General features: G+C 57.8%; 25 protein-coding genes. 16 read left to right on the forward strand and 9 right to left on the reverse strand.

Annotated features, from left to right (window positions below):
* Window positions 1-603, forward strand: a complete 603-nt coding sequence (locus ACR1XU_RS18515) for a helix-turn-helix domain-containing protein (protein WP_480907968.1) — start codon at window positions 1-3, stop codon at window positions 601-603.
* 42 nt (window positions 604-645) lie between these two features.
* On the opposite strand, the gene ACR1XU_RS18520 is transcribed toward ACR1XU_RS18515, so the two are convergent.
* Window positions 646-1,416 carry a transporter substrate-binding domain-containing protein gene (locus ACR1XU_RS18520; protein WP_480907970.1) on the reverse strand — a complete coding sequence of 257 codons (771 nt, stop codon included), beginning with the start codon at window positions 1,414-1,416 and terminating at the stop codon, window positions 646-648.
* 138 nt (window positions 1,417-1,554) lie between these two features.
* Between ACR1XU_RS18520 and ACR1XU_RS18525 the strand changes: the two genes are divergently transcribed.
* From ACR1XU_RS18525 to ACR1XU_RS18535, 3 genes are read left to right on the forward strand one after another with little or no spacing between them, the layout of a single operon-like run.
* Window positions 1,555-2,295 carry an amino acid ABC transporter ATP-binding protein gene (locus ACR1XU_RS18525; RefSeq protein WP_170613966.1) on the forward strand — a complete coding sequence of 247 codons (741 nt, stop codon included), beginning with the start codon at window positions 1,555-1,557 and terminating at the stop codon, window positions 2,293-2,295.
* A 14-nt stretch (window positions 2,296-2,309) separates the two neighbouring features.
* Window positions 2,310-3,071, forward strand: coding sequence for an amino acid ABC transporter permease (locus tag ACR1XU_RS18530; RefSeq protein WP_480524446.1), 762 nt, complete (start codon window positions 2,310-2,312; stop codon window positions 3,069-3,071).
* Window positions 3,072-3,082: 11 nt separating this feature from the next.
* Window positions 3,083-3,424, forward strand: coding sequence for a carboxymuconolactone decarboxylase family protein (locus ACR1XU_RS18535; RefSeq protein ID WP_170678646.1), 342 nt, complete (start codon window positions 3,083-3,085; stop codon window positions 3,422-3,424).
* Here the strand turns inward: ACR1XU_RS18535 and ACR1XU_RS18540 are convergent.
* From ACR1XU_RS18540 to ACR1XU_RS18555, 4 genes are all read right to left on the reverse strand, one after another.
* The gene (locus ACR1XU_RS18540; protein WP_480907973.1) at window positions 3,421-4,038 is read right to left on the reverse strand and encodes an RES family NAD+ phosphorylase; all 618 of its coding nucleotides are present in this window, start codon (window positions 4,036-4,038) and stop codon (window positions 3,421-3,423) included. The two genes, ACR1XU_RS18535 and ACR1XU_RS18540, sit on opposite strands and share 4 nt — an antisense overlap.
* Before the next feature lie 6 nt (window positions 4,039-4,044).
* Window positions 4,045-4,692: a hypothetical protein gene (locus tag ACR1XU_RS18545; RefSeq protein WP_480907975.1), complete on the reverse strand. Its 648-nt coding sequence runs from the start codon at window positions 4,690-4,692 to the stop codon at window positions 4,045-4,047.
* 204 nt (window positions 4,693-4,896) lie between these two features.
* Complete coding sequence (locus tag ACR1XU_RS18550) at window positions 4,897-5,934, reverse strand: sterol desaturase family protein (RefSeq protein ID WP_480907977.1); 1,038 nt, start codon at window positions 5,932-5,934, stop codon at window positions 4,897-4,899.
* Between the two features lie 108 nt (window positions 5,935-6,042).
* Window positions 6,043-7,008 (reverse strand): NAD(P)-dependent oxidoreductase, encoded by a 966-nt coding sequence (locus ACR1XU_RS18555; RefSeq protein ID WP_170613960.1) that lies wholly within the window; start codon window positions 7,006-7,008, stop codon window positions 6,043-6,045.
* A gap of 134 nt (window positions 7,009-7,142) precedes the next feature.
* Here ACR1XU_RS18555 and ACR1XU_RS18560 point away from each other — a divergent pair, with 134 nt between their 5' ends.
* Window positions 7,143-8,027, forward strand: coding sequence for a LysR substrate-binding domain-containing protein (locus tag ACR1XU_RS18560; protein ID WP_480907979.1), 885 nt, complete (start codon window positions 7,143-7,145; stop codon window positions 8,025-8,027).
* 306 nt (window positions 8,028-8,333) lie between these two features.
* Here ACR1XU_RS18560 and ACR1XU_RS18565 read toward each other — a convergent pair whose 3' ends face one another.
* The 3 genes from ACR1XU_RS18565 to ACR1XU_RS18575 all read right to left on the reverse strand — a co-directional run bounded on the left by ACR1XU_RS18565 (window position 8,334) and on the right by ACR1XU_RS18575 (window position 11,617).
* Window positions 8,334-9,770, reverse strand: a complete 1,437-nt coding sequence (locus ACR1XU_RS18565; protein WP_480907980.1) for an NAD-dependent succinate-semialdehyde dehydrogenase — start codon at window positions 9,768-9,770, stop codon at window positions 8,334-8,336.
* Window positions 9,771-9,880: 110 nt separating this feature from the next.
* Window positions 9,881-10,825, reverse strand: coding sequence for a LysR family transcriptional regulator (locus ACR1XU_RS18570; protein WP_170807979.1), 945 nt, complete (start codon window positions 10,823-10,825; stop codon window positions 9,881-9,883).
* Window positions 10,826-10,834: 9 nt separating this feature from the next.
* A complete protein-coding gene (locus ACR1XU_RS18575) occupies window positions 10,835-11,617 on the reverse strand; it encodes an aspartate dehydrogenase (RefSeq protein ID WP_480907983.1) in 783 nt (260 codons plus the stop codon).
* A 162-nt stretch (window positions 11,618-11,779) separates the two neighbouring features.
* Between ACR1XU_RS18575 and ACR1XU_RS18580 the strand changes: the two genes are divergently transcribed.
* The 5 genes from ACR1XU_RS18580 to ACR1XU_RS18600 all read left to right on the forward strand — a co-directional run bounded on the left by ACR1XU_RS18580 (window position 11,780) and on the right by ACR1XU_RS18600 (window position 16,307).
* Window positions 11,780-12,733 carry a dihydrodipicolinate synthase family protein gene (locus tag ACR1XU_RS18580; protein ID WP_480907984.1) on the forward strand — a complete coding sequence of 318 codons (954 nt, stop codon included), beginning with the start codon at window positions 11,780-11,782 and terminating at the stop codon, window positions 12,731-12,733.
* Between the two features lie 135 nt (window positions 12,734-12,868).
* Window positions 12,869-13,432 (forward strand): 3-hydroxyanthranilate 3,4-dioxygenase, encoded by a 564-nt coding sequence (locus tag ACR1XU_RS18585; RefSeq protein ID WP_170807976.1) that lies wholly within the window; start codon window positions 12,869-12,871, stop codon window positions 13,430-13,432.
* Between the two features lie 30 nt (window positions 13,433-13,462).
* The gene (locus ACR1XU_RS18590; protein ID WP_170807975.1) at window positions 13,463-14,449 is read left to right on the forward strand and encodes a TRAP transporter substrate-binding protein; all 987 of its coding nucleotides are present in this window, start codon (window positions 13,463-13,465) and stop codon (window positions 14,447-14,449) included.
* Between the two features lie 62 nt (window positions 14,450-14,511).
* Entirely contained in the window at window positions 14,512-15,051 is a 540-nt protein-coding gene (locus tag ACR1XU_RS18595) for a TRAP transporter small permease (RefSeq protein ID WP_480907986.1), read from the forward strand.
* On the forward strand, window positions 15,048-16,307 hold the full coding sequence (locus ACR1XU_RS18600; RefSeq protein ID WP_170613951.1) for a TRAP transporter large permease: 1,260 nt from the start codon (window positions 15,048-15,050) through the stop codon (window positions 16,305-16,307). Before ACR1XU_RS18595 ends, ACR1XU_RS18600 begins: the two co-directional genes overlap by 4 nt.
* Before the next feature lie 7 nt (window positions 16,308-16,314).
* On the opposite strand, the gene ACR1XU_RS18605 is transcribed toward ACR1XU_RS18600, so the two are convergent.
* Window positions 16,315-16,917 (reverse strand): XRE family transcriptional regulator, encoded by a 603-nt coding sequence (locus ACR1XU_RS18605; RefSeq protein WP_170807972.1) that lies wholly within the window; start codon window positions 16,915-16,917, stop codon window positions 16,315-16,317.
* 149 nt (window positions 16,918-17,066) lie between these two features.
* Here ACR1XU_RS18605 and glyA point away from each other — a divergent pair, with 149 nt between their 5' ends.
* The 6 genes from glyA to gcvT all read left to right on the forward strand — a co-directional run bounded on the left by glyA (window position 17,067) and on the right by gcvT (window position 23,681).
* Window positions 17,067-18,320: a serine hydroxymethyltransferase gene (gene glyA / locus ACR1XU_RS18610; RefSeq protein WP_170807971.1), complete on the forward strand. Its 1,254-nt coding sequence runs from the start codon at window positions 17,067-17,069 to the stop codon at window positions 18,318-18,320.
* 10 nt (window positions 18,321-18,330) lie between these two features.
* Window positions 18,331-19,713: a dihydrolipoyl dehydrogenase gene (lpdA, locus tag ACR1XU_RS18615; RefSeq protein ID WP_480907989.1), complete on the forward strand. Its 1,383-nt coding sequence runs from the start codon at window positions 18,331-18,333 to the stop codon at window positions 19,711-19,713.
* Window positions 19,714-19,727: 14 nt separating this feature from the next.
* Window positions 19,728-20,672, forward strand: coding sequence for a lipoyl synthase (gene lipA, locus ACR1XU_RS18620; protein WP_480907991.1), 945 nt, complete (start codon window positions 19,728-19,730; stop codon window positions 20,670-20,672).
* A 25-nt stretch (window positions 20,673-20,697) separates the two neighbouring features.
* The gene (locus ACR1XU_RS18625) at window positions 20,698-22,071 is read left to right on the forward strand and encodes an alanine/glycine:cation symporter family protein (protein WP_170807968.1); all 1,374 of its coding nucleotides are present in this window, start codon (window positions 20,698-20,700) and stop codon (window positions 22,069-22,071) included.
* A gap of 76 nt (window positions 22,072-22,147) precedes the next feature.
* Window positions 22,148-22,570, forward strand: coding sequence for a universal stress protein (locus ACR1XU_RS18630; RefSeq protein WP_480907993.1), 423 nt, complete (start codon window positions 22,148-22,150; stop codon window positions 22,568-22,570).
* A gap of 16 nt (window positions 22,571-22,586) precedes the next feature.
* A complete protein-coding gene (gene gcvT / locus ACR1XU_RS18635; RefSeq protein WP_480907995.1) occupies window positions 22,587-23,681 on the forward strand; it encodes a glycine cleavage system aminomethyltransferase GcvT in 1,095 nt (364 codons plus the stop codon).
* Window positions 23,682-23,754 lie beyond the last annotated feature (73 nt).

A 23,754-nucleotide genomic window follows, 5' to 3' on the forward strand; every position in this document is an offset into this window, starting at 1 on the left:
ATGGAAGATTCCGCACCCATCGAAGGGGAAAAGCCCCGGCTGGATCAGGTAATCGGCGCAGCGGTCAAAACCCACAGGGTTCTGGCCGGCCTGACGATCGCCGAACTGTCGGCGCGCGCCAATGTCTCTCCAGCGATGATTTCCAAGATCGAGCGGGGACAGGTATCCGCTTCGCTGAGTTCGCTTGAGGCGTTGGCGAAGGCCACGGGCGTTCCGCTGATCAATTTCTTCGCCGGAACTGCCGAAGTGACGGATGTATCCTTTGTGGCCGCCGGCGAGGGCATGACGGTTCAGCGTATGGGTAGCGATTTTGGGCATGCGTTCAAACTGATCGGACGGGCGGAAGCCAGCCACGTGAGCTTCGAAAGCTTCCTTGTCACGCTTGAAGGCCCCTTGCCGCCGGGTCCGCTGTATCAGCATGAAGGGGCAGAGTTCGTGCATGTAACCGAGGGCGAAATGATCTTTCGGTGCGGCGAAGGCTTGTACCACATGCGCCCCGGCGACAGTCTGAGTTATGATTCCAGTACGACCCATGGGGCGGTTGAGCTTAAGACGGACAAGGTCAGTTTTATTTCGCTTCTGGCCAAAGCAGTGCCTGGCTAGACCGTCCGCTCCGGCCGGAGCGAACGGTTCTGAATATGGGGATCAAAGCCCCCATTTTTCCTTGTTGGCCTCAAAGAACCCCTGTGCCTTTTTCACTTTGATCCAGTTGTTCACGTAATTGATCCACACCTGATCGTCCTGTGGCAGCAGCATGGCGATGGGCGCAGGAGAACGCGCCTCGGCGCCCGCAACCGGGACAACCGGAAATTTGGCTTCCAGCGTCGCGCCTTCGATGTTGGACGTGATAAAGACGTCGGCACGTCCGGCCAGAACCTCCTGAAATCCGCGGGCAGGGGCCTCGACCACCTTGATATCCGCATTCGGGAACCATTCGCGCGCGCGTTTTTCGAATGTGGTGCCAAGGGTTGTTGCAACCTTGACGTCAGGCTGGTTGATCGAGTCGTAGCCGTTGAAACGGTCGGCCTTGTCCTTGGTCGTGAAAGGATAGAGTTCGACCGAGATGTAGCTTTCCGAGAAACCCGCAACCTTCATGCGTGGCGGCGAGATCGAAGCCGAACCGGTCATGTGGTATTTGCCCGAGACCACGCCGTTGACCAGCGTTTTCCAGTCGGTCGGAACAAACTCGACCTCGACCCCCAGGTCGTTGGCCAGCTCGGTCATGATGTCGATGTCATACCCTTTGTAGCTGTTGGTCGCAGGGTCGCGCAGGGTCATCGGATTCCAGTCACCGGTTGTGCCAACCTTCAGGACACCGCCATCAAGGATTTCGTTCAGCGCTGACTGGGCCTGTGCGGCCCCGGCAAGGGCCAGTCCGATGGCTGCCGCAGCGGCCGTCCTGAGTAGGTTTTTCATCTGAGTGCTCCCGTTGGTTGTTCATTGATTGCCGTTGTATACTAGCATTTTTGATGCTTGATTTAACGTCAAGTGCAACGTTAACCTCAAGAAAAATATTTCTTCCCAGGAAAACTTCATACCAAGGGAGCCCGGCCAGTGAGCGAAACGGCAATCGAACTTGTGAATGTCAATAAATGGTACGGCGATTTCCATGTTTTGAAGGACATCAATCTTAGCATCAAGTCGGGCGAAAAGGTTGTGATCTGCGGCCCTTCGGGGTCCGGCAAATCGACCGTGGTGCGCTGTATCAACCGATTGGAAGAACACCAGAAAGGCACCATCCGTGTTGATGGAATTGAACTAACGAATGACCCCAAATCCGTGACGGCCATCCGGTCAGAGGTCGGAATGGTGTTTCAGCAGTTCAATCTATTCCCGCACCTGAGCGTTCTGGAAAACCTGACCCTTGGCCCGATCAAGTCACGAGGAATGTCGCGTGCCGACGCCGAGGCTCGGGCGAGGCACTATCTGGAACGGGTTCACATCCCGGATCAGGCCGAAAAACGCCCCGGCCAACTGTCCGGCGGACAGCAGCAGCGCGTTGCCATCGCGCGGTCGTTATGCATGGAGCCCCGGGTCCTGTTGTTTGACGAACCCACGTCGGCACTGGACCCCGAGATGATTTCCGAAGTGCTCGATGTGATGGTGGAACTTGCGCAAGAAGGTATGACCATGGTCGTGGTGACACATGAGATGGGCTTTGCCCGCAAAGTGGCAGACAACATGGTGTTCATGGATGCGGGGCAGATTGTCGAGCAGGGCAACCCCGAGGAGTTCTTTGGCGCCCCCCGATCCGAGCGCTGCCAGAAATTTCTCAGCCAGATACTGCAACATTGAGGGGGCCAAACGCGATGATAAGAAACCTTCTTCTTCTCCTGTCGTTTCTGGCGCTTGCAGCTTGTTCCAGTTCTTCCACATGGGGATGGTATGTCATCAATCCGATGACCGAAGCGGGCTGGATCAATGTCAAATTCCTGATTTCCGGCATGGGCGACACAATTCTGATTTCAGTGATCGCCGCTGTCATTTCGATTGTTCTGGGGCTGATCGTGGCATTGCCGGGGCTGGCCAAAAGCAGGGGCTGGCGTTTGGTGAACCGGGTCTATGTCGAACTGATCCGCTCGATCCCGCTGCTGCCCATGCTGTTCTGGGTCTTCTACGGCCTGCCGATCGTTTTTCGTGAAATGGGCCTGAACATACCGATTGATCCGTTCTGGGGCGCGATCATCACGCTTGCCTTGTCCGACAGCGCATTTACGGCCGAGATTTACCGGGCCGGTATCCAGTCGATTGCCAAGGGGCAGACCGAGGCGGCCCAGACCATCGGCCTGAACTATCTTCAAACCATGCGCTATGTGATCCTGCCTCAGGCGATCCGGCGCATTTTGCCGCCGCTGGCGAACCAGTTCATCTACATTGTCAAGATGAGCGCCTTTGCCAGCGTCATCGGCATGCAGGAACTGACGCGGCGCGCGAACGAGCTGGTGGTGACGGAATACCGCCCGCTTGAGATCTATTCGCTGCTGATCCTTGAATATCTGATCCTGGTTCTGATCATCAGCGCCGGAGTGCGCTGGCTGGAACGCCGCATGGGATCGGACGAACGCGGCTGAAGGAGGACGACATGGACTGGAATGACTTCATGGCCGGGATTGAGGCCGACATCGCAACATATTCGAAAGAAGTGCCCGAAACGGTCAAAGGCTTTGGCATCATGGGGAAGGCCGCCAAGTCTAACGGCGCGCTCAGCGAAAAAACCAAAGAGTTCATGGCGCTCGGTATCGCAATTGCGACGCGCTGTGACAGTTGTATCGGCTTTCACGTCCGTTCTTTGGTGCGCCTCGGTGCCAGCCGGGAAGAACTGTGCGAGGCGCTGGCCATGGCGACCTATATGGGCGGCGGCCCGTCTTATGCCTACAGCGCCAAGGCGCTCAAGGCGTTCGACACCTTTTCAAAACAAGCTTAACGGCTGATCGTGATGCCCGCGCGGCGCGCCGTTGTTCTCAGCTGATCCAGCAAGTCCGCGTCGCGCTGAACGTATCGTGTTTCTGTTACAGTCAGCGCGCCGGGTGTTACCCGATCTTCGAACAGCATCATCGCCAATGCGGAACTGTCACGCACGGATGACCAGATCATGCCATCTGCGGCGGGATTGTCTTTCCAGATCAAGGCGGCAAGCTCCCGGCAAGTGGGATAGTTGCTTTCATCGTAGGTAAGCAGGTCAGCTTCAGCGATGCCCCAAGCGGCGAGTTCCGGCGTAAACAAACGAACCAACCGAAGTTCCCGCCTGGTCGTTAACCGGCTTGCTGCATAGTCATCAAGACGATTACGAGGGAATGTCTGATACTTGGCCGGACGTTCTCGGAACAGTGTTTCATAAGCCGCGCCATCAAATGTGGTAGCGGAGTAAAGAGTGGGAACTATTTTGCCCTCGAGATCCTGAAAGGGGGCGAAGCGGGACGTGCCGTAGCCGGGATTGAACTGATCACCATCCAGAACGTCTCGGTGCAGGCGAAAGACCTCTCGCCCGCTTTCCAGCGCAAAGTAGGGATGCTGTCCGGCCGAATTCGGAAGTATCACGCGCCGTCAGCCTGCCGGCGTTTTAAACGCGCGTGCAGCGGCATCGGCAACCCGCGCGTCACCGGCCTGAACAAGATCAATGGGCCGGGCACCATCCAGCGCGTTTTGGGGCGCGACAAGCCAAAAGGCCGTTTGCCAGGGAGTCAAATCCTGCGGAAGCGCCGCAAGCACGTCCACCAAGGTCGCATAGGGCCGCCCATCAGCATTAAATTGGAACGCCGGATACAGGTCCTTGCCCTGCAGTTTGACCGAAAAGATCTTTCCGGCCTTTTTCCAGTCGTTCGCCGTGGCTGACTTGTTTCTCGATGTGCTGCCAGACATGGCATGGATCTGAGCGCTTGTAAGGACCTCAAAATCGCTCAGGAACTGAGCGCGCAGCCGGGCGTTGTCTTCGTCAATCTTTGCCTCGACCTGATCGAACGCGTCCGTGTCGAGATAGGCATCGATCATCGCGTCAATACGCTCCTGAGCGCGCTCCAGCTTTCGTCTGGCAACCGAGGATGCGATGAGATGAAATGTCCTGGGCGACATGTCCCGAACACCGCTGATAAGGATCAGGGATTTGTCCTTTTGGGCAAGCCGAACCGCTTCCTGCGCGGAAAGATCGCGTTCGGTATCTTCTGCGACATCATAAAGATGAAGAATCCTGGACATCACAAGCTTCCTTATATTTCATATATGACAATATAGATAAGAAGTATCAGAAAACAAGCATTGCGAAGCCGTTGTCGTTGGCCAAAGCGAGTACCTAAACGATACACCCCCACGTTATTAACATAATCATGATTATGCGGGATATCCCGACGAACGCCATTTAGAGTTGTATTTTCATAAAACCACGGGAAAACGAAACGTTAGCTACTGCCGTGACGCATGCATTTCGCGTTTCCGGTTGCGCGTGCGTACGGTCGCCTCTTCTGAGCCGTCGTGATATGTGCCGAACCACTTGTCCCAGGGCATTTCCGCGTTGCCGTAGTTGCATTCGTAGTATCGATGATGCAACTGATGAAAAAAGGCACCGATCAGGAGTGCTTTGCGGTCGTGGGCCCAAATCGCCTCGTAACCTGAATGAGATGAAGCGGCGCCCAGCATCAGCCAATATCCCAGAAAGATCATGTGAACCGGATGACTTGGCAATACCAGAACGATCAGGATCGCGCTGAGGTAGCCGAACGCCTCGACCGGGTGCATCGACATGCCCGACCAGGGTCCGGTGTTTACGTTGCGGTGATGAACGGCGTGAACATGTCTGTAAATGAACGGTTGATGCAGAAAAAGATGCACCATGTAGAAATGAAAACTCTGCCATATGGCGAGTATCGGAAACAGTAGAACAAACCAGACCGGATGAGCGTCAAAGCTAAGCGTGGCGACGTAACCATTGGCATACATCCAGCGCAAAAAGCACTCGAGCGCCGACAGGATCGTGGCACCGTAGACCAGCGAATAGTACATATTGTCCCAGGTCTGATAGCCGAACTTATAAAGCGAATTCTTGCGCTTCATGTAGGGTCTTGGGTCGTATTTCAGCAGCTTGCCCTGCCCGTCAATTCCGTAGAACCAGAAATGCAGCCCACCTGCGACAATGATCAGCAGAGCCCAGTTTCGGATGAAAACCCATGACATCCACCCGAACGCGAATTGCGTTTGTTCGGGGCCAACGGGTTGCATCCAGAACGCCACGACAAACGACAGTGCCAAATAGATCGAACGATCGGAAACCTGCAGGTAATTCTGCCAAAGCCACTTAGCCAGAACACGAGGTTTCGGCGGCCAATGCCAATATGGCGCGTGGTTCACCGGCAATTCAGGGTGCCAGTGCCACTCGCGGCTCATCGGACCAGGCTCGGGGCGATGGGCGGCATTTGCCGTTGGGTTGGTGTCCGCTGTCGTCATGTCCAATCCCCTACTCGCGATTTAGCAGCACCAGTTTGCCGGACAGAATGGCACTGGCGGCCTCAGCTATGATATGCCTGAGCCGGTTCAATGCCCGACGCCTTAAGGTCATTCAGCGGCTTTCAGCGCCTTGCCCTGCGGGATCACCTCATAGCCGGGCTCTTCGGGTTCATCGTCTTCCATCTCGGGCGGGAAGCCGGGTGCAAGGATCTCCAGGCCTGTGACCTCTTCCAGGCGCCTGATTATGTTGGGCGACAACTCACGTTCGCCAAAACGTTCGATCCCGTCCTCGAAAATCTGAACCAGCATGGGCGAGATTTCCAACGGGACGTTGTGGCGGTCGGCAACCTGCTGGAACAGGCTCACGTCCTTTTTGACCAGATCCATGGTGAACGAGATGTCGCGTGATCCGTTCAGGATGACCTGACTCTCGGTCTCATGAACAAACGATGTGCCGGAACTGATCTTGATCGCTTCATAGGTGGTATTCAGGTCCATACCTGCGGCTTTGGCCGTGACCAGAGCCTCGCAGCAGGTCACCAGATTGGCTGTGGCCAGATAGTTCGTCAAAACTTTCAGGACCGAAGCCGACCCCAACTCACCGGTATGCAAAATACGGCGGCCCATGGTCTTGAGGAACGGCGCGATACGCTCGAACGTTGCGCGATCACATCCCGCAAAGATCGAGATATTTCCTGTCGCCGCGCGGTGGCATCCGCCTGAGACCGGGCAATCCACTGCCGCCCCGCCCCGCTCCATCACCATGGCCCCCAGGCGTTTGACTTCAGCCTCATCCGTGGTGGACATCTCCATCCAGATTTTGCCGTCGGTCACTTCAGGCAACATCTGCTGCATGACGGCGTCCGACGCAGCAGGCGACGGCAGGCAGGTGATGACCGCATCACAATCCCGCATCAGTTGCGCCGGTCCTTCCGCCTTTTTCGCACCACGGGCCACGAAGGCATCAACCAGTTCTTCGTTCAGATCATGGACTGTCAGGTCCATACCATTGCGCAGCAGCGAACCCGAAAGCTTGCCGCCGACATTACCCAGACCAATAAATCCAACTTTCATGAGCGCGTTCCCCAGGGTATCCGGTCTGATCAGGCCGGTGAAATTTCCGTTTGCGCACCGATTTAGCGACGTTGAAGCGAAAAAGTAAAACGAATAAAAAGAGCAATAATCACAATTTTTCTTTGGTGCTGAACGTGTCCAATTCCCCAAATCTTGTCTGGCTCAGATCGTTTGAATGCGCAGCGCGGCATATGAGCTTTACGGCCGCAGCGAAGGAACTGGGTATAACGCAAACGGCGCTCAGTCTGCATGTCCGCTCGCTAGAGGCGCAGTTGGGGTGCAAGCTTTTCTTTCGCGCGGCCAGAAACCTGAGCCTGACAGAGGTCGGACAGGCCTACGCCTATTCCGTGCGGCGCGCGCTAAGCGATATTACGGTATCGACCGCCAGCCTTTTCGGGTCCGGAAGCGCGCAGGTTCTAACCGTGCGGGCTCCGATCTCGACAGCGACGCTCTGGCTGGCACATAGGCTGCCGAAATTCACCCGCAGCCAGCCCGATGTATCCATTCGGCTGGTCTCGAACATTTGGGCGGATTCGGCTGGTCGCGAAAACGTGGATGTCGAGTTGCGCGTGGGGGTTGGTGACTGGCCTGATGCGCGAACCCGAAAAATCTCCACCGAGCGTATCGTACCTGTCGCGGCGGGTTCGGCATCGGGGCAAAGCATTCCGGTTGCCGAACTCCGCAAGCAACCGCTTGTGCAGATTCTGGGATTTCAGGACATGGGGCAGAAGTATTTCGAAGCGTTGGGCATATCGTATTCTGAACCCTTGTCCCCCTACTCCGTCGATACAACCGTCGCCGCGATCGGCGTCGTTGCGGCGGGCGGAGGGTACGCAATGGTGCTGGAAAGGTTCGCGCAAACCGCGATCGAGTCCGGACAGGCCATCGCAATTGTCGGCGATGCGGTCCCAATCAATCAATCCCACTTTCTTGTTGAGACAAGCGGAACAGGCGCAAACGAGCCTGTTAAGCAACTGTTCGAAACCTGGCTTGAACAGGAGTTTTCAGAGCATCAATAGGCATGACCCTAACCAGATCAGATGTGAAAAAACTGGCTTTCAATCGCTGCGGCAAGATCCGTTTTCAAGTGGGAGGTCGGATCTGAATTGCCACGAGGGGGAAAAGCAACTGCATGCCGCAGCGATTGAGTGTGAGCGGCGTCAATGCCAGTGGCTATGTGAACTGACGTTTGATTGAGGCCAAAATATGGCCCATTCTACTAATTCTTTAATTTGTCAAAAATTATAACAATGACAGTGCTTTAAGCGATTTCACCATTTACTGTCAGAACGATATTTCGGGGCCGGATTTTGCCCCGCGAATGATCAAACGATCTGGGTGCTGTGCGAGATATTTTTAACAATCATATAGTTTTCCAGACCCTCGGTCCCGCCTTCCCGGCCGTATCCACTGGATTTGACCCCGCCAAAAGGTGTTTCCGGCAATGATGCTTCCAGCGTGTTGAAGGACAGGTTTCCGGCTTCGACTTCATCGGTCATCCGGTCAATATAGTCGGCCCTGTTTGAAAACCCGTAAGCGGCAAGACCAAAAGGTGTCGCATTCGCCTTGGCTATGGCTTCGTCCAGTGAAGCGACCGGATTGATCACGGCCAGCGGGCCAAATGGCTCTTCTTGCATCACGCGGGCGTCGTCAGGCACATTCGTCAAAACGGTCGGCGCAAAGAAATAGCCTTTGGCTCCGATCCGACCGCCCCCGGTGCAGATCGTTGCACCGGCATCACGGGCATCTTCCACAAGTTCGCTCAGCGCGGGAACGCGGCGGTCGTTTGCCAGCGGCCCCATTTCGATACCCTCTTCCACTCCGTTCCCTACGACAGTGCCAGCGGCCCGTTCAATGAACGTGTCCAGGAATGGCTTGTAGATGCTTTCGTGCACAAAAAACCGGGTCGGCGAGGTGCAGACCTGCCCTGCATTCCTGAATTTGCGGACCGCGCCGCTAAGTGCGGCTTTTTCAACGTCTGTATCTTCACAGACGATGACTGGCGCATGCCCGCCCAGCTCCATCAGGACGCGCGTCATGTTCTCCGAGGCGAGCGTCGTCAGGTGGCGCCCGACCGCTGTTGACCCGGTAAAGGCGACAAGCCGTACAGGATCCTGCCGGATAAGATGGCTTGATATCTCCGCAGGTTCACCAAAGACAAGGTTCAGGACACCCGGTGGCAAGCCGGCGTCGTGGAAGGCGCGCGCGATATGCATGGCACCTGCCGGAGTTTCCTCAGCCGCTTTCAGGATGATCGAACACCCCGATGCCAGCGCGCCTGCAATCTTGCGTGCCGGCTGGCTCATCGGGAAATTCCAGGGCGACAGGCCAAGAACCACCCCGATGGGTTGGTGGTGCACAACATATCGAACACCGGGCGCCGAGGGGATGACGCGGCCATAGGTACGCATGGCCTCGCCCGCGTCCCATTCGAAAAACTCGCAGCCGCGGATCACCTCAAGCCGGGCCTGTGCCAGCGGCTTTCCATGCTCGGCAGTGATTGAGCGGGCAATCTCCTCCTGGCGGTCGCGCATCAGCGCCGCAGCCTTGATCATGATGTCCGCACGGTCGCGTGGGGCCGTGCGACGCCAAACGCGAAACCCCGCTTCGGCCGCAGCCAGCGCGTCATCCAGATCGGACCTGCCCGCTTTGGGAAGCCTGCCGATTTCCTCTTCCGTCGCAGGGTTCAACACGGGAAGGTCGTCTGCTGCCTTGCGCCACTCACCGCCGATATAAAGTTTCAGGTCCGGATAAGTGCTCATGGCGCCCTCGCAGGTTGCAATTCAGCTTCAGGGTCTCATTTCCGCTGGCATCACCTCAACTGAATTGAAGAAATACTGATATCCGATTGCGTGATATCTGCAGGGATGGTTCAGATGTCCCCTGCTGCCGCGCGCAGGGCATCCAGAAATGTGCTGCTTGCCGGGGACAGACTGCTTTCCCCTCTGTGAGACACGCCAACCGGGCCCGCACCAAATGGGACAGCCCAGTCCAGGCAGGCCAGCAGGCCACGGTCGATATCCAACGAGGCGACATGGGCCGGCATCAGCCCGACGAAATCGTGAGATCGCAACAGGGACCTGTTTGCAAGATAGGAAACTGATTCAATTGAAACACCCGGCTGGTACTGATCCTGTCGCACGAAATACTGGTCGGTCTGGCGGCGCAGAGTGGTTTCGACCGGCGGAAGTATCCAGCCAAAGCGTCTGAGTTCTTCGAAAGTGATGTTCGGCTTGCCGACCAAAGGATGCTGCGTTCCCGTCACGGCCAGTACCCGTTCATCAAAGAACTTTTCCTGCGTAATCCGTGCCCGGTGGCGATGACTGGGCAGACGACCAACAACCATGTCGATCTCGCCCGACAAAAGCGCAGGCATCAGCACTTCGTTTGTCCCCTCGACAATTTTGACCGCGACTTTCGGGCGGTCTTTCAGCAGCCGTTCGACAGCGCGTGGCAGCAAGGTTGGTGACGCCGCCAGCAGGGTACCCACCACAACCCGACCGCTATTGCCTTCGTTCAGATCATCCAATTCCTGAGCGGCATTTGAGACCTGCGCGAAGATCAGCTTACCATGGCGGATCAGCGCTTCACCAAACACCGTGGGCACAACGCCGCGATTGGTCCGCTCAAAAAGCTTGACCTCGAAATCCAGTTCCAGGTCCTGAATCATCTTGGTGGCGGCAGGCTGCGAAATGCCCAGATCGCGCGCCGCGTTCTGGATGCTGCCCTGCTGGCCGACCGCAACCAGCAGACGCAACTGGCGCAGCTTCAACCGCGTCAGCGCGCGCTCAACGATGCGGGTATGATGTGCGACCATGAAGGCCCCTCAGATACTGATCGCTGCGGGCTGTCTTTCGATGGCGGCAATCGCGCTCATGGCAGCCAGAGCCGAACTGCGCGGGTTGTCCGGCAGCGCCTTTCCTTCGATCCTGAATGTGAAGGTGCCAAAACTGCCGCGCGCCTCGATTTCGTGGATATTGGCATTAACAGCCGGATCGGCGATCAGTTCAACCCTTGTCTCGTCAAATCCCAGCCCCGCCAACGCTATGGCCGCTGCCACGTTGGCGTTCTTTGGATAGGCCACGGCTGCTTGCCGGGCAGTTCCGCAAAAATGTACTGCCGCTGATTTTAGGTCGTCCAGCTTCAATTGTTCTTCTGCAGCTGAACCGCGCCATCCCGCCGGGGGCTTGCTGCCGCGATAGATGACCTCGGTCAGCCCCCCTACCCTTGCGGCGGACAGACAATCCAGTGCGCCGATTGCCCCGCTGGCAAGGCGCAAATGCGAATGACCGTTACGCGCCGCCAGTGCCAGCGCCTGTTCAAGATCAGGGTCAGCCAATGCGCCGACTGACAGTGTTACCAGGTCGATGCCCCGTTCCAGAATGGCGGCTCCGTGTGCTTTCAGGCCCGCATGGCCCGCGCAATCGACCATCAGATCGATCCCGCCGGGCAGGTCTGAGACGCAGGTAACACGGGATGGACCGGCCTCCTTTCCGTCAAGTCGCCGTCCGGGTGAAACCAATATGGCATCAGGCCCTTCGCCTTTTTCAAGCAAGTGCTGTGCCACGTAACGCCCGATAGCGCCTTCGCCGATAATGCCGATTTTCATAGAGCCTCCAGATGCAGCCTTAACCTATCCGAAACTGCAGGCTCTCTGTTATCGAAATATTGGATATCCACATCCGCCCAATGCGCTTGGCTTTGTGCGTTTGACGGAACCAGAGTGTTTGCACGCTCGCGATCTGACATCTGACCTTCGGAATTTCTGCCCATGAAATATGCCAAACACGACGCCAAAGCCTATTCGCGCGAAACCATGCGGGGGATCTGGGCAGCCGCGTTGAACCCGTTCAATGAAGACCTCAGCCTGAACGAGACCGGATTGCGCCGGAACATTCGGCACTGGATCGACGATCTGCAAATTCAGGGCCTGTTCATCGCAGGCAAACAGGGCGAGTTCTGGTCGATGTCGCTGAACGAACGCAAACGCAACATGACCATCGCCGCCGAGGAATGCGGGGACAAGGCCGAGACGATCATGTCGATCTCGGATCAGAACGTGGACACCGTGCTGGAGCTTGGACGGCATGCTCAGGACTGCGGTGCGGATTATGTGGTGGTCCACGCCCCGATGCTCAGCTTTTGTCACGACCGCGACGAGGTTTTGTACAATTACTACAAGTATATCTGCGACCGCCTGGATATCGGCATCGCCATGTGGAGCCATCCCGACAGCGGGTATCTGATGCAGCCCGAAACCTGTGCGCGTATTGCGGAACTGCCCAACATCATGGCCATCAAATACTCGGTCCCTCGGGACATGTATGCAAAACTGACGCGGATGGTGGGTGACAAGATCCTGGTGTCCACGTCTCTGGAAGACGACTGGCTGGACAATATCGAGGAGCTGGGCTGGCAGCTTTACCTGTGTTCCTCGCCGCCCTACCAAATCCAGACGGCGAACGACTTGCGTATGCACGAATACACTGAGTTGGCATTTGCCGGAAAGTTCGACCAGGCCCGGCGCGTGCGTGACAGTCTTGATCCGGTCCGAACCGCGATCAAGCGTACCAAGCCTGGCGGAAAACCAACCGCTCACGGTAAATACTGGCAGGAATTGCTTGGGCAGGTCGGAGGCCGCGTGCGCCATCCCATGCTGGAACTGACCGAGGCCGAAAAAGCCGCCACAAGCGCAGCGTTCGAGGATTGCGGCCTTCAGCTTTGATCAATCTGATATCAGGTTAATGGATACCGACATTCCCAGAAACAAATATTTCTTTCATACTGCTTGTCCTAGGCTTTTTAACGGCACGATATAGTGTTTCTGTGCCCCAAACACCGGTCAGGCAGGAGAAAGCACATGGGACAACACCCGACGCTGAAACCCTTCAATTTCAAGAAATGGGTGGAAGACAATGCTGACAAACTGCGCCCTCCGGTTGGCAATCAGTTGCTGCACAAGGAAGGCGACATGATTGTCATGGTCGTTGGCGGCCCCAATACACGTGTCGATTTTCACGATGATCCGGTTGAAGAATGGTTCTTTCAGCAAAAGGGCGACATGATGCTGAAGATCGCCGACAGCGGCAAAATCTACGATGTGCCGGTGCGTGAAGGCGAGGTTTTCCTGTTGCCGCCTCATGTGCGTCACGCGCCGCAGCGCCCACAGGAAGGATCGATCGGCATCGTGGTCGAAGCCCCGCGTCGGCCGGGGATGAAAGAAGGGTTCGAATGGTTTTGCTTTAACTGCGAAGGCCTTGTGCATCGCGAAGAAGTTGCGCTTGATGGCCCCGAAGGGATCGTCACCGCACTGCCAAAGATTTACGATGCTTTCCATAACAGTACCGAAGCTCGAACTTGTCCGAACTGCGGAACGCTGCATCCCGGAAAGGGTAAGCCGCCTGCGGACTGGGTCCAGCTCTGAGCTGAACCGGAACAAAACAGGGAGAATACAATGAACTACCTTCACAAAGCCCTTTGCGGCGCGACTGCTGCGGTTGTGACTTCTTTTTCCGCAACGATTGCGCTGGCAGATGAGTTTCGCCTGGGTCTGATCACGCCACCGCCGCATATCTGGACCAAGGCGGCCGAGGCATTTGGCGCAGACTTGTCGGAAGCCAGCGGTGGCGCGCATAGCGTGACAGTTTTCCCGGCGCGTCAGTTGGGCAACGAAGCCGAGATGCTGCAGCAGCTGCAAACAGGTGCTTTGGACATGGCGTTCATGACAGTGGCCGAAGTGTCCAACCGCGCCAAGGATTTCGGCGCGTTCTACGCCCCGTATCTGGCCAGCGATATCGGCCACGCGGGGCGCATCCTGCGCAGCGATGGCGCACGCAGCATGCTGGATCAACTTCCTGCCGAGGTCGGTGTCGTCGGCACCGGGTACGGCATGGCCGGCCTGCGCCAGATCGTTGCCCGGGGCGACGTGAACTCGGCAGAGGACCTGGCCGGTCTCAAACTGCGGATCACTCCGTTCGAGCCTATTCTCGACTTCTACAACGCCGTTGGTGCGGCCCCGACCCCGATGCCCCTGCCCGCCGTTTACGATGCGCTGGCCAACGGTCAGGTCGATGCCATCGACATGGACGCAGAACTGATCTGGGTTCTGAAATATTACGAACATGCCGACACCGTCGTGCAGTCGGACCACATGATGTTCCCGATGGTTGGTCTTGTGTCCGCCAAGGTCTGGGCCGGTCTGTCCGAAGAAGACCGCACCATGATCGGTGAACTGATGGCCCGTCACGTGGACAGTACCATCGACACCTATGTTGCCAAGGAACAGGAATGGCTGGATCAGGTGAAAGGCACCGGCAAAACATATGTTCAGGTAGACAGCTCATTCTTTGGTGATGCCATTGATCAATGGAACCAGACCTGGGCCGGGAAATCAGGTGCGCTGGATCAATTGCGACAGGTTGCTGCGGAAACCGCCAACTAATACGGTACTCATGCAATTGGGGCGCAGGTGATTTGCGCCCCTTGTTTTGAGGAGTGAGCGCAATGATCCGGCGGATTTCTGCAGCATGGGCGCGTGCTGAACTGTGGCTCGCGTCTTTTCTGGCCGCCGCCATATCGGTTCTTATCCTGCTGAACGTCGTGACACGGAGCCTGGGGTCCGCTCTGTTCTGGGTGGATGAACTGGCGATCTATGCCATGGCCTGGATGACCTTTCTCGGCGCATCCGCGGCGCTGCACTATGGTCACGCGGTGGCCGTCACGATCCTGACAGACTCCCTGCCCCCTTTGCTTCGTGATCTGACGGCACGGCTTGTTGACCTGATCGTTCTGATCTTTGCCCTGTTCATGATCTGGTTCTGTTGGCGCTGGTATTCACCTCTGGAACTGGCGCGGCATGGGTTCGACACCAAGCAGTTTCAGGGAGCGACTTTCAACTTCATCTACGCGGAACCGACAACAACGCTGGGCGTTCCGAAATACCTGGTCTGGATGGTCATGTGGCTGTTTGCGCTGGGGGCAACGCTGCACAGCGTCGCAAATCTGACCGCCCCCCGTGCCCCTCTACCCGAGGCCAATGCATGACGCCTCTGATTTTTGCCTTCAAGCTGCTGATCGCGGTTCCCGTTGCGCTGGTCCTGTCGCTGACCGCAATCTGGTACATTTGGGAAAGCGGCAACACCGTTTTGTATGACAGCTTTGCCCAGAAGATGTTCTCGGGCCTCGAGAACTATGGGCTTCTGGCCATTCCTCTTTTCATGCTGACCGGCGAGATGATGAACGAAGGTGGCATGACCCGACGGCTTATCGATGCCGCCCGGGTCTTTGTCGGCGGCTTTCGCGGCGGGCTGGCCTATATCAACCTGCTGGCCAACATGTTCATGGCCGCCATCATCGGATCGGCCACGGCGCAGATTGCCGTCATGGCGCGGGCCATGACGCCTGAGATGGAGCGGGAAGGCTATGACAAGGGCTTTGCCGCTGCCACCACAGCCGCTGGGGGATTGCTGGCACCGGTCATTCCACCATCCATGATGTTCGTGATCTTTGGCGTTCTGGCGCAGATCCCCATCGGTGACATGTTTCTTGCCGGCATCCTGCCCGGACTGTTGCTGTCGATCTCGTTTGCCGTGGTGATCGCCCTGATCGGTTTCGCGCAGGGATTTCCCAAAGGCGCCTGGTTTACGCGGCAGGAATCGATTTCGGCCCTGCTTGCCTGTTTACCGGCGGTATTGATCCCCATGGCAATTATTGGGGGGGTTCTGTTCGGTATTGCCACGCCCACGGAATCCGCCGCTATCGCGTCCCTGATCGCGTTCCTGATTGGCTGGCTGATCTACGGAGAGCTTAAGCCCAAGGCGCTGCCCCAGATGTTCCGGCGCACGGCAATCAACGCGTCTATGATCATCTTCATGATTTCGGCCGCAAGTGTTTTCGGCTGGGTGATCATCTATGAGGCACTGCCGCAGAAGCTGGCGGTCCTGATCACCTCCATTACAGATGATCCATTCCTGTTCCTGCTGATCGTCAACCTGATCCTGCTGGGGGTCGGAATGTTGATCGATGGCATCGCGGCCGTCATTCTGATCACCCCCATCCTGCTGCCCATCGCAATGAACGACTACGACATCAGCCCCTATCAGTTCGGCGTCGTCATGTGCCTGAACCTAGTTCTGGGCCTGCTGACGCCACCGGTGGGTGTCGGGCTTTACATCGCATCTTCCATGAGCGGGGCCTCACCGGGTCGCATTTTGCGATCGCTCTGGCCCTTCTTGCTGGCTGTTGCAGCAATCCTGGTTCTGCTTAGCCGTTTCCCATGGTTTTCAACCGCCCTGGTCTAAAGCGGGACTATTCCAGTGACACCCACAGAACCTGCGCGTCTTCCTCGCTGGTGGATACGCATCCATGGCCCATGCTGCTGTCATAATAAAGCGAGTCCCCCGCCTTCATCGGCAGCGGGCGATAATGCTCCGAAACAAAGATCAACTCGCCCTTCAGGACATACATGAACTCTTCCCCGGAATGCCGGATCCAGTTGTCGAATTCGGATATGTCACGCGCCTTGATTGTCGCTACATAGGGTAGCATGCGCTTGCTGGTCAGTTCCGGGCACAGCAACTCGTGCATGTAGGTGGCGGTATGCCTGATCTCGCCCGTCCCTTTTGGGGTGAAGTCACGCCGCCCGGCGACCCCCGTCTGACCGGATTGCAGGAACAGCTGCGGCGGGTTCATATCCAGCGCCTGAGTCAACCGGCGGACAATATCGAAACTGGGTCGGGTCTGGTTGTTTTCAATCTTTGAAAGCGTCGAGCGACCAATGCCGGCGGCCCTGCCGGCCTCTTCCAGCGTCCAGCCCTTCTCACGGCGTGCATCCCGGATCGAGCGACCCAGAGCAGCTCCATCGTCCTGGTCCTGAAGTCCCGCGCCATCAGGCTGTAAATCGTCTGACATATTGAATCCCCCCACTTTCAGCAAGGATACATAGTTCCCGATTAGCCCTCAACATAACAAATCGGAAAAAAATGTTGCCTCAAGCATCCATTATCCACTATAGGAAACAAAATCCCCTGTTAAGGATTCGGATTTCGGAGGAGGAAATCATGTTCAGAACGTCTCTTGCAGCATCCGACCCGGTTATTGCGGCGTCGATTTCGCGTGAAGCTTCCCGTCAGGCTGAACAAATTGAGCTTATCGCGTCCGAGAACATTGTCTCGCAGGCCGTAATCGAAGCGCAGGGTTCAGTACTGACCAACAAATATGCCGAAGGCTATCCCGGTCGTCGCTACTATGGCGGATGCGAATATGTGGATGAGGTCGAGGTTGAAGCCATCGAACGGCTGAAGTCGATTTTCGGCTGCGAGTTTGCCAATGTGCAGCCGCATTCCGGCGCGCAGGCCAACGGTGCCGTCAAGCTGGCGTTGCTGAGCCCGGGTGACACGATCCTGGGCATGTCGCTGGATGCCGGTGGCCACCTGACTCATGGCGCGAAACCTGCGCAGTCGGGCAAATGGTTCCGTCCGGTTCAGTACGGCCTGACCGACGCGGGTCTGATCGACTACGATCAGGTCGCCGAACTGGCGCGCGCAGAGAAACCCAAGCTGATCATCGCGGGCGCGTCGGCCTATTCGCGCAAGATCGACTTTGCCCGGTTCCGTGAAATCGCCGACGAAGTCGGGGCGTGGCTGCTGGCCGACATGGCCCATATCGCGGGTCTGGTCGCGACAGGTCTGCACCCCTCGCCTGTCGGACACGCGCATGTCGTGACGTCGACAACCCATAAAACGCTGCGCGGTCCGCGCGGGGGCATCATCCTGACCAATGATGAGGCACTGGCAAAGAAGATCAATTCCGCTGTGTTCCCAGGCCTTCAGGGTGGCCCGCTGATGCACGTCATCGCAGGTAAAGCAGTCGCGTTCGGCGAAGCTCAGAAGCCGGAATTCAAGGAATACATGCAGCGTGTTGTCGACAGCGCCGAGGCATTGTCCAATGTGATGATGTCGCGCGGCTGTGACATCGTTTCGGGTGGCACGGACAACCATCTGATGCTGGTCGATCTTCGACCCATCGGGGTGAAGGGCAACGCGGCCGAGGCGGCGCTGGAGCGCGCCGGGTTCACCTGCAACAAGAACAGCGTGCCCGGAGACCCGGAAAAGCCGACGGTCACAAGCGGAGTACGCCTGGGCACCGCCGCCGGATGCAGCCGTGGCTTCGGTCCCGAAGAGTTCAAGAAGATCGGCCATCTGATCGGCGACGTTCTGGATGCGCTTGCACAGTCGCCGGATGGGGATGAAACCGTCGAGAAGGCAACCCGCGAACAAGTCCGCGCCCTGTGCGCGAGCTACCCGATCTACTGAGAGCAAGCCCATGAATACCTACGACCTTATCGTTATCGGTGGCGGACCCGGCGGCTATGTCGCCGCGATCCGCGCAGCTCAGCTGGGTCTGAAAGTGGCCTGCGTGGAAGGACGCGGGGCACTGGGCGGAACCTGTCTGAATGTGGGGTGCATTCCCTCCAAAGCCTTGCTGACCTCCTCGGCCAAATATGCCGAACTCTCCCATCTCTCCTCCCACGGCATTGCAGTCGAGGGGGCCAGCATCGACGTTGGCGCGATGATGGAGCGCAAGGACAAGATCGTAGGTGATCTGACCAAGGGCATCGCGTTTCTGTTCAAAAAGAACGGTGTCGATCTGATCGAAGGCTGGGCCAGCATCCCTGCCGCAGGTCAGGTCAAGGTCGCTGACGCGGTTCACGAAGCCAAAAACATCCTGATCGCCACCGGGTCCGAGCCGACCTCGCTGCCGGGTATCGAGATTGATGAGCAGGATGTCCTGAGTTCGACCGGCGCGATCGCGCTGGAGAGCGTACCCGAGCATCTGGTCGTAATCGGTGCGGGTGTAATCGGTCTGGAACTGGGGCAGGTCTGGGCGCGCCTGGGCACCAAGGTCACTGTTGTCGAATATCTGGACCGCGTGCTGCCGGGCATTGACGGCGAGATCGCCAAGCTGGCGCAGCGGGCCTTGTCCAAGCGCGGTCTGAAGTTCCAATTGGGTCGCGCCCTGAAGTCGGTTGAAAAAACCGGTACGGGCCTGACCCTGACCATGGACCGCGTCGGCAAGGACAAGGAAGAGGTGATGGAAGCCGACAAGGTTCTGATCGCAGTCGGTCGCCGTCCCGTTACCCGGGGTCTCGGGCTGGAAGAACTGGGTGTTGCTGTGAACCAGCGCGGTTTTGTCGAAGTCGACAGCAAATTCCAGACATCGGTGCCCGGCATCTACGCCATCGGTGACTGCGTGCCCGGCCCGATGCTGGCGCACAAGGCAGAGGAAGACGGTGTTGCCTGCGTCGAGATGCTGGCCGGGTTGGCCGGGCATGTGGATTACAACACGGTACCCGGCGTGGTTTACACGGACCCCGAGGTTGCGTCCGTTGGTCTGACCGAGGAGGCGCTGAAGGAGGCTGGATCGGAATATACGGTCGGAAAATTCGCCTTCATGGCCAATTCCCGTGCCCGATCGACCGGAGAAGCAGACGGCGCGGTCAAGGTTCTGGCCGACGCTGATGGCAAGATACTGGGGGGCCATATCTGCGGGGCGCATGGCGGTGACCTGATCGCCGAACTGGTGCTGGCCATGACCAAAGGCGCAACCGTCGCCGAGGTCGCCGCAACCTGCCACGCGCACCCGGCGATGGGCGAGGCTGTCAAGGAAGCCTGCCTTGACGCCATGGGCCGCGCAATCCACGCCTGAACCGGAGCAGCCAGATGACCATCCAGCTTCGCCCACGCCACCCGGAAAAGGCCAAAAAGGCCGACAGTGTCATACCGCGCAAACCGAAGTGGATACGTAAGAAAAAGATCGAAGGATCTGAGTATTACGAAACCCGCCGCCTGATGCGCGAGCACGATCTGGCGACCGTTTGCGAAGAAGCCGCCTGCCCCAACATCGGAGAGTGCTGGTCCAAACGCCACGCAACCATGATGATCATGGGCGAGGTCTGCACCCGCGGCTGTTCCTTCTGCAACGTGGCGACGGGCCGTCCTGAAGCTCTGGATGCGTTCGAACCTGGCCGGGTCGCGGCGGCGGTCAAAAAGCTGGGTCTGCGCCATGTGGTGATCACTTCCGTGGATCGCGACGATCTGGAAGACGGTGGGGCCGAGCATATCGCGCAAACGATCCGCGCCGTGCGTCATCAGAACCCCGGGACGACAATCGAGGTTCTGACGCCTGATTTTCTGGGCAAGGGCAAAGCCCCGGATGTCGTCTTCGAAGCGGCGCCGGATGTGTTTAACCATAATCTGGAAACCGTGCCGCATTTGTACCCGACGGTGCGGCCGGGTGCCCGTTATTATGCCTCTTTGCGGCTTCTGGACGAAGCCAAACGGGCCGAACCGGAAATCTTCACAAAATCGGGACTTATGGTAGGGTTGGGCGAAACAATTAATGATGTGCGCCAGGTGATGGACGATCTGCGCGCTGCCAATGTCGATTTCCTAACCGTCGGACAATATCTGCAACCGACCCCGAAACACCATCCGATTGACCGGTTTTGGTCACCGGAAGAGTTTGAAAAGCTAAAACAAATTGCCCGTTCCAAGGGCTTTCTGCACGTGTCGGCAACACCGCTGACCCGGTCGTCGTTCCACGCGGACGAAGATTTCGCTGCTCTTAAGCAGGCCCGCCAGCGGGCCGTCGCCAACGGGGCATAAACCTGACGCAAATGGGAGGGAAACCATGGAAGCGTTAAATTCAATCGTAGGAGCCATAAACGGCGTCGTGTGGGGGCCGCTGATGCTGGTTCTCATCCTTGGCGTCGGCTTCTTCCTGCAGGTCGGGCTGAAATTCATGCCGATCCTGCGCATTGGCACGGGCTTCAGCCTGCTGTTCAAAGGCCGTGAGGGTCAGGGCGAAGGGCAGATCAGCCCGTTCAACGCGCTGATGACCTCGCTGTCGGCAACCATCGGCACGGGTAACATCGCCGGTGTGGCCACTGCTGTCTTCCTGGGCGGTCCGGGCGCCTTGTTCTGGATGTGGATGACCGCCCTGGTGGGCATGGCCACCAAATACGCCGAAGCTGTCTGCGCCGTAAAATACCGCGAGCAGGACGAGCTGGGCAACTTTGTCGGCGGTCCGATGTACTACATCAAGAACGGTTTGGGCGCGAAATGGGCCTGGCTAGGCGTTGCTTTCGCCCTGTTCGGCGCGGTGGCCGCTTTCGGAATCGGCAATGGTGTGCAGGCAAACGGTGTGGCGCAGGTTCTGGAATCGAATTTCGGGCTGAACACTTCGGTCACTGGCGTGGTCCTGATGGTTCTGACCGCAGCCGTGATCCTGGGTGGCATCACCCGCATTGGTGCGGTTGCCGGCAAACTGGTTCCGTTCATGGCGATTGCCTACATCGTCGCGGGTCTGCTGGTTCTGCTGATCAACATCGGCAACATCGGTCACGCCCTGTCGCTGGTCTTCACCTACGCCTTCACCCCGTCGGCCGCCGAAGGTGGTTTCGCAGGTGCTGCCGTCTGGGCCGCAATCCGGTTTGGTGTGGCGCGTGGTGTCTTCTCGAACGAGGCCGGTCTGGGTTCAGCTCCGATCGCACACGCCGCAGCCGAGACCAAAGGTCCGGTCAACCAGGGTCTGATCGCGATGTTGGGTACGTTCATCGACACCATCATCGTCTGCTCGATCACCGGTCTGGCGATCATCTCGTCGGGTGCATGGACATCGGGTGAATCCGGTGCGGCACTGACCTCGACGGCGTTCGAACTGTCCCTGCCGGGTATTGGTGGGTATCTGATCGCCATCGCTCTGTCGATCTTTGCCTTCACCACCATCCTGGGCTGGTCCTTCTACGGTGAGAAATGCGTCGAGTTCCTGCTGGGCGTCAAATCCCTGCTGCCCTACCGCATCCTTTGGATTGTCATGATCTATTTCGGTGCAACAGCAGATCTGGGCTTCATCTGGCTGCTGGCGGACACGCTGAACGCCATGATGGCCATTCCGAACCTGATCGCCCTGGCCCTGCTGAGCCCGATCGTCTTCAAACTGACGAAAGAGTTCTTCGCCTCGGGCGGCCAATCGGAAGAACCCGGCAACACACCCGCCGAGTAATTCGAAAAGAAAAAACGGGGGGCCGTCCCGGCCCTCCACCTTCGAAACAGAATTCCATATCTCGAGGAGAGACGTGATGGCCACGAAAATCCTGCTGCCAATTGATCACACCGACGACCACTCGTGGAAGCTGGCTTTGCCGGTCGCGTTGGAACAGGCAAAATTCTACGGTGCCGAGCTGCACGCGATCGCTGTCATCCCCGAGATCATCCAGCTGCCGAACCTGCCCGCCAACTATGGCGCAGGCGCAAAAGACCACGTGCGGGGCAAGGTTCAGGCCATTCTGGATCACGGCAATGCCTCTGACGTGCCCGTGCATGTCGAGGAAGGCAGCGTCTACCGCGAAATTCTGAAGCTTGCCCACAAGGAAGGCTTCGACCAGATCGTCATGGCGTCGACCAAAGGCGATTTCCCGAATTATGAAATCGGTCCGAACCTGGCTCGTGTCGTGCGCAATGCGCATTGCACCGTTATGGTCGTTCGCGACCAGTCCCGCTGATTGAAAGGTTGAGAAGATGACCGAACCGAAGCGTACGCCGCTATACGACCTGCATGTCGAACTGGGCGGAAAGATGGTGGATTTTGCCGGATGGGAAATGCCCGTTCAGTATCCGCTGGGTATCATGGGTGAACATGTTCAGTGCCGGGAAAAAGCCGCGCTGTTCGACGTCAGCCACATGGGTCAGGTGATCCTGCGTGGCGAGAACGTGGGCGAGAAGCTGGAAACCATCTGCCCTCAGGCCTATGCCACTCTGAAGCCCGGCAAGGCACGTTACGGGTTTTTCACCAACGCGGAAGGCGGGATCATGGACGACCTGATCGTGTCCAACGCGGGTGACTATTTCTTTGTCGTGGTCAACGCAGCCCTGCGCCATCAGGACATCCCGCACATGAAAGAGCATCTGGAAGGGGTCGAAGTCACCGAGATTTTCGACCGTGCTCTAGTCGCTGTTCAGGGCCCGAAGGCCGAGGATGTGGTGGGCACGCTTTGCCCTGCGGCACGGGATCTGAAGTTCATGGAAACCACAATGGCCCCGATCAACGGCGTCGAATGCCGTATCTCGCGTCTGGGCTATACCGGCGAGGACGGTTACGAAATCTCGATCCCCGAGGACAAGGCCATCGAGATCAGCAAGGCGTTTCTGGCCCACGAAGACTGCGAAGCGGCCGGTCTGGGCGCGCGCGACAGTCTGCGGCTCGAAGCCGGTCTGTGCCTCTATGGGAACGACATCGATCAGACCACCTCGCCGATCGAGGCGTCGCTGGCCTGGGCCATTCAAAAGCGCCGCAAGGAAGAAGGCGGATTCCCTGGCGCTGAGCGTGTTCAACGGGAACTGGCAGAGGGCGCCGCGCGCAAACTGGTCGGCATTCTGCCTTCCGGTCGTGCCCCCGCGCGTCAGGGCGTCGAGATCCAATGTGCCGAAGGAAATACCATCGGGCAGATCACTTCGGGTGGCTTTGGTCCGACCATCGGCGGCCCGGTCGCGATGGGCTATGTGTCCGCAGGCCACGGCGAGCCGGGCGAGAAGGTGAACCTGATCATTCGGGGCAAGGCGCAACCGGCCGAGATCGTGGCCACGCCTTTCGTCAAACAAAACTACAAGCGTTGAAGTCAGGAGAGAACAGGAATGTCGACGTATTATTCTGAAGAGCACGAGTGGCTGCGAGTTGAAGGAGAAGTTG

Source organism: Ruegeria sp. D1(2025) (assembly GCF_056536425.1).

Coding starts and splice junctions, on each gene's coding strand:
- ACR1XU_RS18515 (WP_480907968.1), top strand. CDS start 1: ATGGAAGATTCCGCACCCATCGAAGGGGAAAAGCCCCGGCTGGATCAG.
- ACR1XU_RS18520 (WP_480907970.1), bottom strand. CDS start 1,416: ATGAAAAACCTACTCAGGACGGCCGCTGCGGCAGCCATCGGACTGGCC.
- ACR1XU_RS18530 (WP_480524446.1), top strand. CDS start 2,310: ATGATAAGAAACCTTCTTCTTCTCCTGTCGTTTCTGGCGCTTGCAGCT.
- ACR1XU_RS18535 (WP_170678646.1), top strand. CDS start 3,083: ATGGACTGGAATGACTTCATGGCCGGGATTGAGGCCGACATCGCAACA.
- ACR1XU_RS18545 (WP_480907975.1), bottom strand. CDS start 4,692: ATGTCCAGGATTCTTCATCTTTATGATGTCGCAGAAGATACCGAACGC.
- ACR1XU_RS18550 (WP_480907977.1), bottom strand. CDS start 5,934: ATGACGACAGCGGACACCAACCCAACGGCAAATGCCGCCCATCGCCCC.
- ACR1XU_RS18555 (WP_170613960.1), bottom strand. CDS start 7,008: ATGAAAGTTGGATTTATTGGTCTGGGTAATGTCGGCGGCAAGCTTTCG.
- ACR1XU_RS18565 (WP_480907980.1), bottom strand. CDS start 9,770: ATGAGCACTTATCCGGACCTGAAACTTTATATCGGCGGTGAGTGGCGC.
- ACR1XU_RS18570 (WP_170807979.1), bottom strand. CDS start 10,825: ATGGTCGCACATCATACCCGCATCGTTGAGCGCGCGCTGACGCGGTTG.
- ACR1XU_RS18575 (WP_480907983.1), bottom strand. CDS start 11,617: ATGAAAATCGGCATTATCGGCGAAGGCGCTATCGGGCGTTACGTGGCA.
- ACR1XU_RS18580 (WP_480907984.1), top strand. CDS start 11,780: ATGAAATATGCCAAACACGACGCCAAAGCCTATTCGCGCGAAACCATG.
- ACR1XU_RS18585 (WP_170807976.1), top strand. CDS start 12,869: ATGGGACAACACCCGACGCTGAAACCCTTCAATTTCAAGAAATGGGTG.
- ACR1XU_RS18590 (WP_170807975.1), top strand. CDS start 13,463: ATGAACTACCTTCACAAAGCCCTTTGCGGCGCGACTGCTGCGGTTGTG.
- ACR1XU_RS18595 (WP_480907986.1), top strand. CDS start 14,512: ATGATCCGGCGGATTTCTGCAGCATGGGCGCGTGCTGAACTGTGGCTC.
- ACR1XU_RS18600 (WP_170613951.1), top strand. CDS start 15,048: ATGACGCCTCTGATTTTTGCCTTCAAGCTGCTGATCGCGGTTCCCGTT.
- ACR1XU_RS18605 (WP_170807972.1), bottom strand. CDS start 16,917: ATGTCAGACGATTTACAGCCTGATGGCGCGGGACTTCAGGACCAGGAC.
- glyA (WP_170807971.1), top strand. CDS start 17,067: ATGTTCAGAACGTCTCTTGCAGCATCCGACCCGGTTATTGCGGCGTCG.
- lpdA (WP_480907989.1), top strand. CDS start 18,331: ATGAATACCTACGACCTTATCGTTATCGGTGGCGGACCCGGCGGCTAT.
- lipA (WP_480907991.1), top strand. CDS start 19,728: ATGACCATCCAGCTTCGCCCACGCCACCCGGAAAAGGCCAAAAAGGCC.
- ACR1XU_RS18625 (WP_170807968.1), top strand. CDS start 20,698: ATGGAAGCGTTAAATTCAATCGTAGGAGCCATAAACGGCGTCGTGTGG.
- ACR1XU_RS18630 (WP_480907993.1), top strand. CDS start 22,148: ATGGCCACGAAAATCCTGCTGCCAATTGATCACACCGACGACCACTCG.
- gcvT (WP_480907995.1), top strand. CDS start 22,587: ATGACCGAACCGAAGCGTACGCCGCTATACGACCTGCATGTCGAACTG.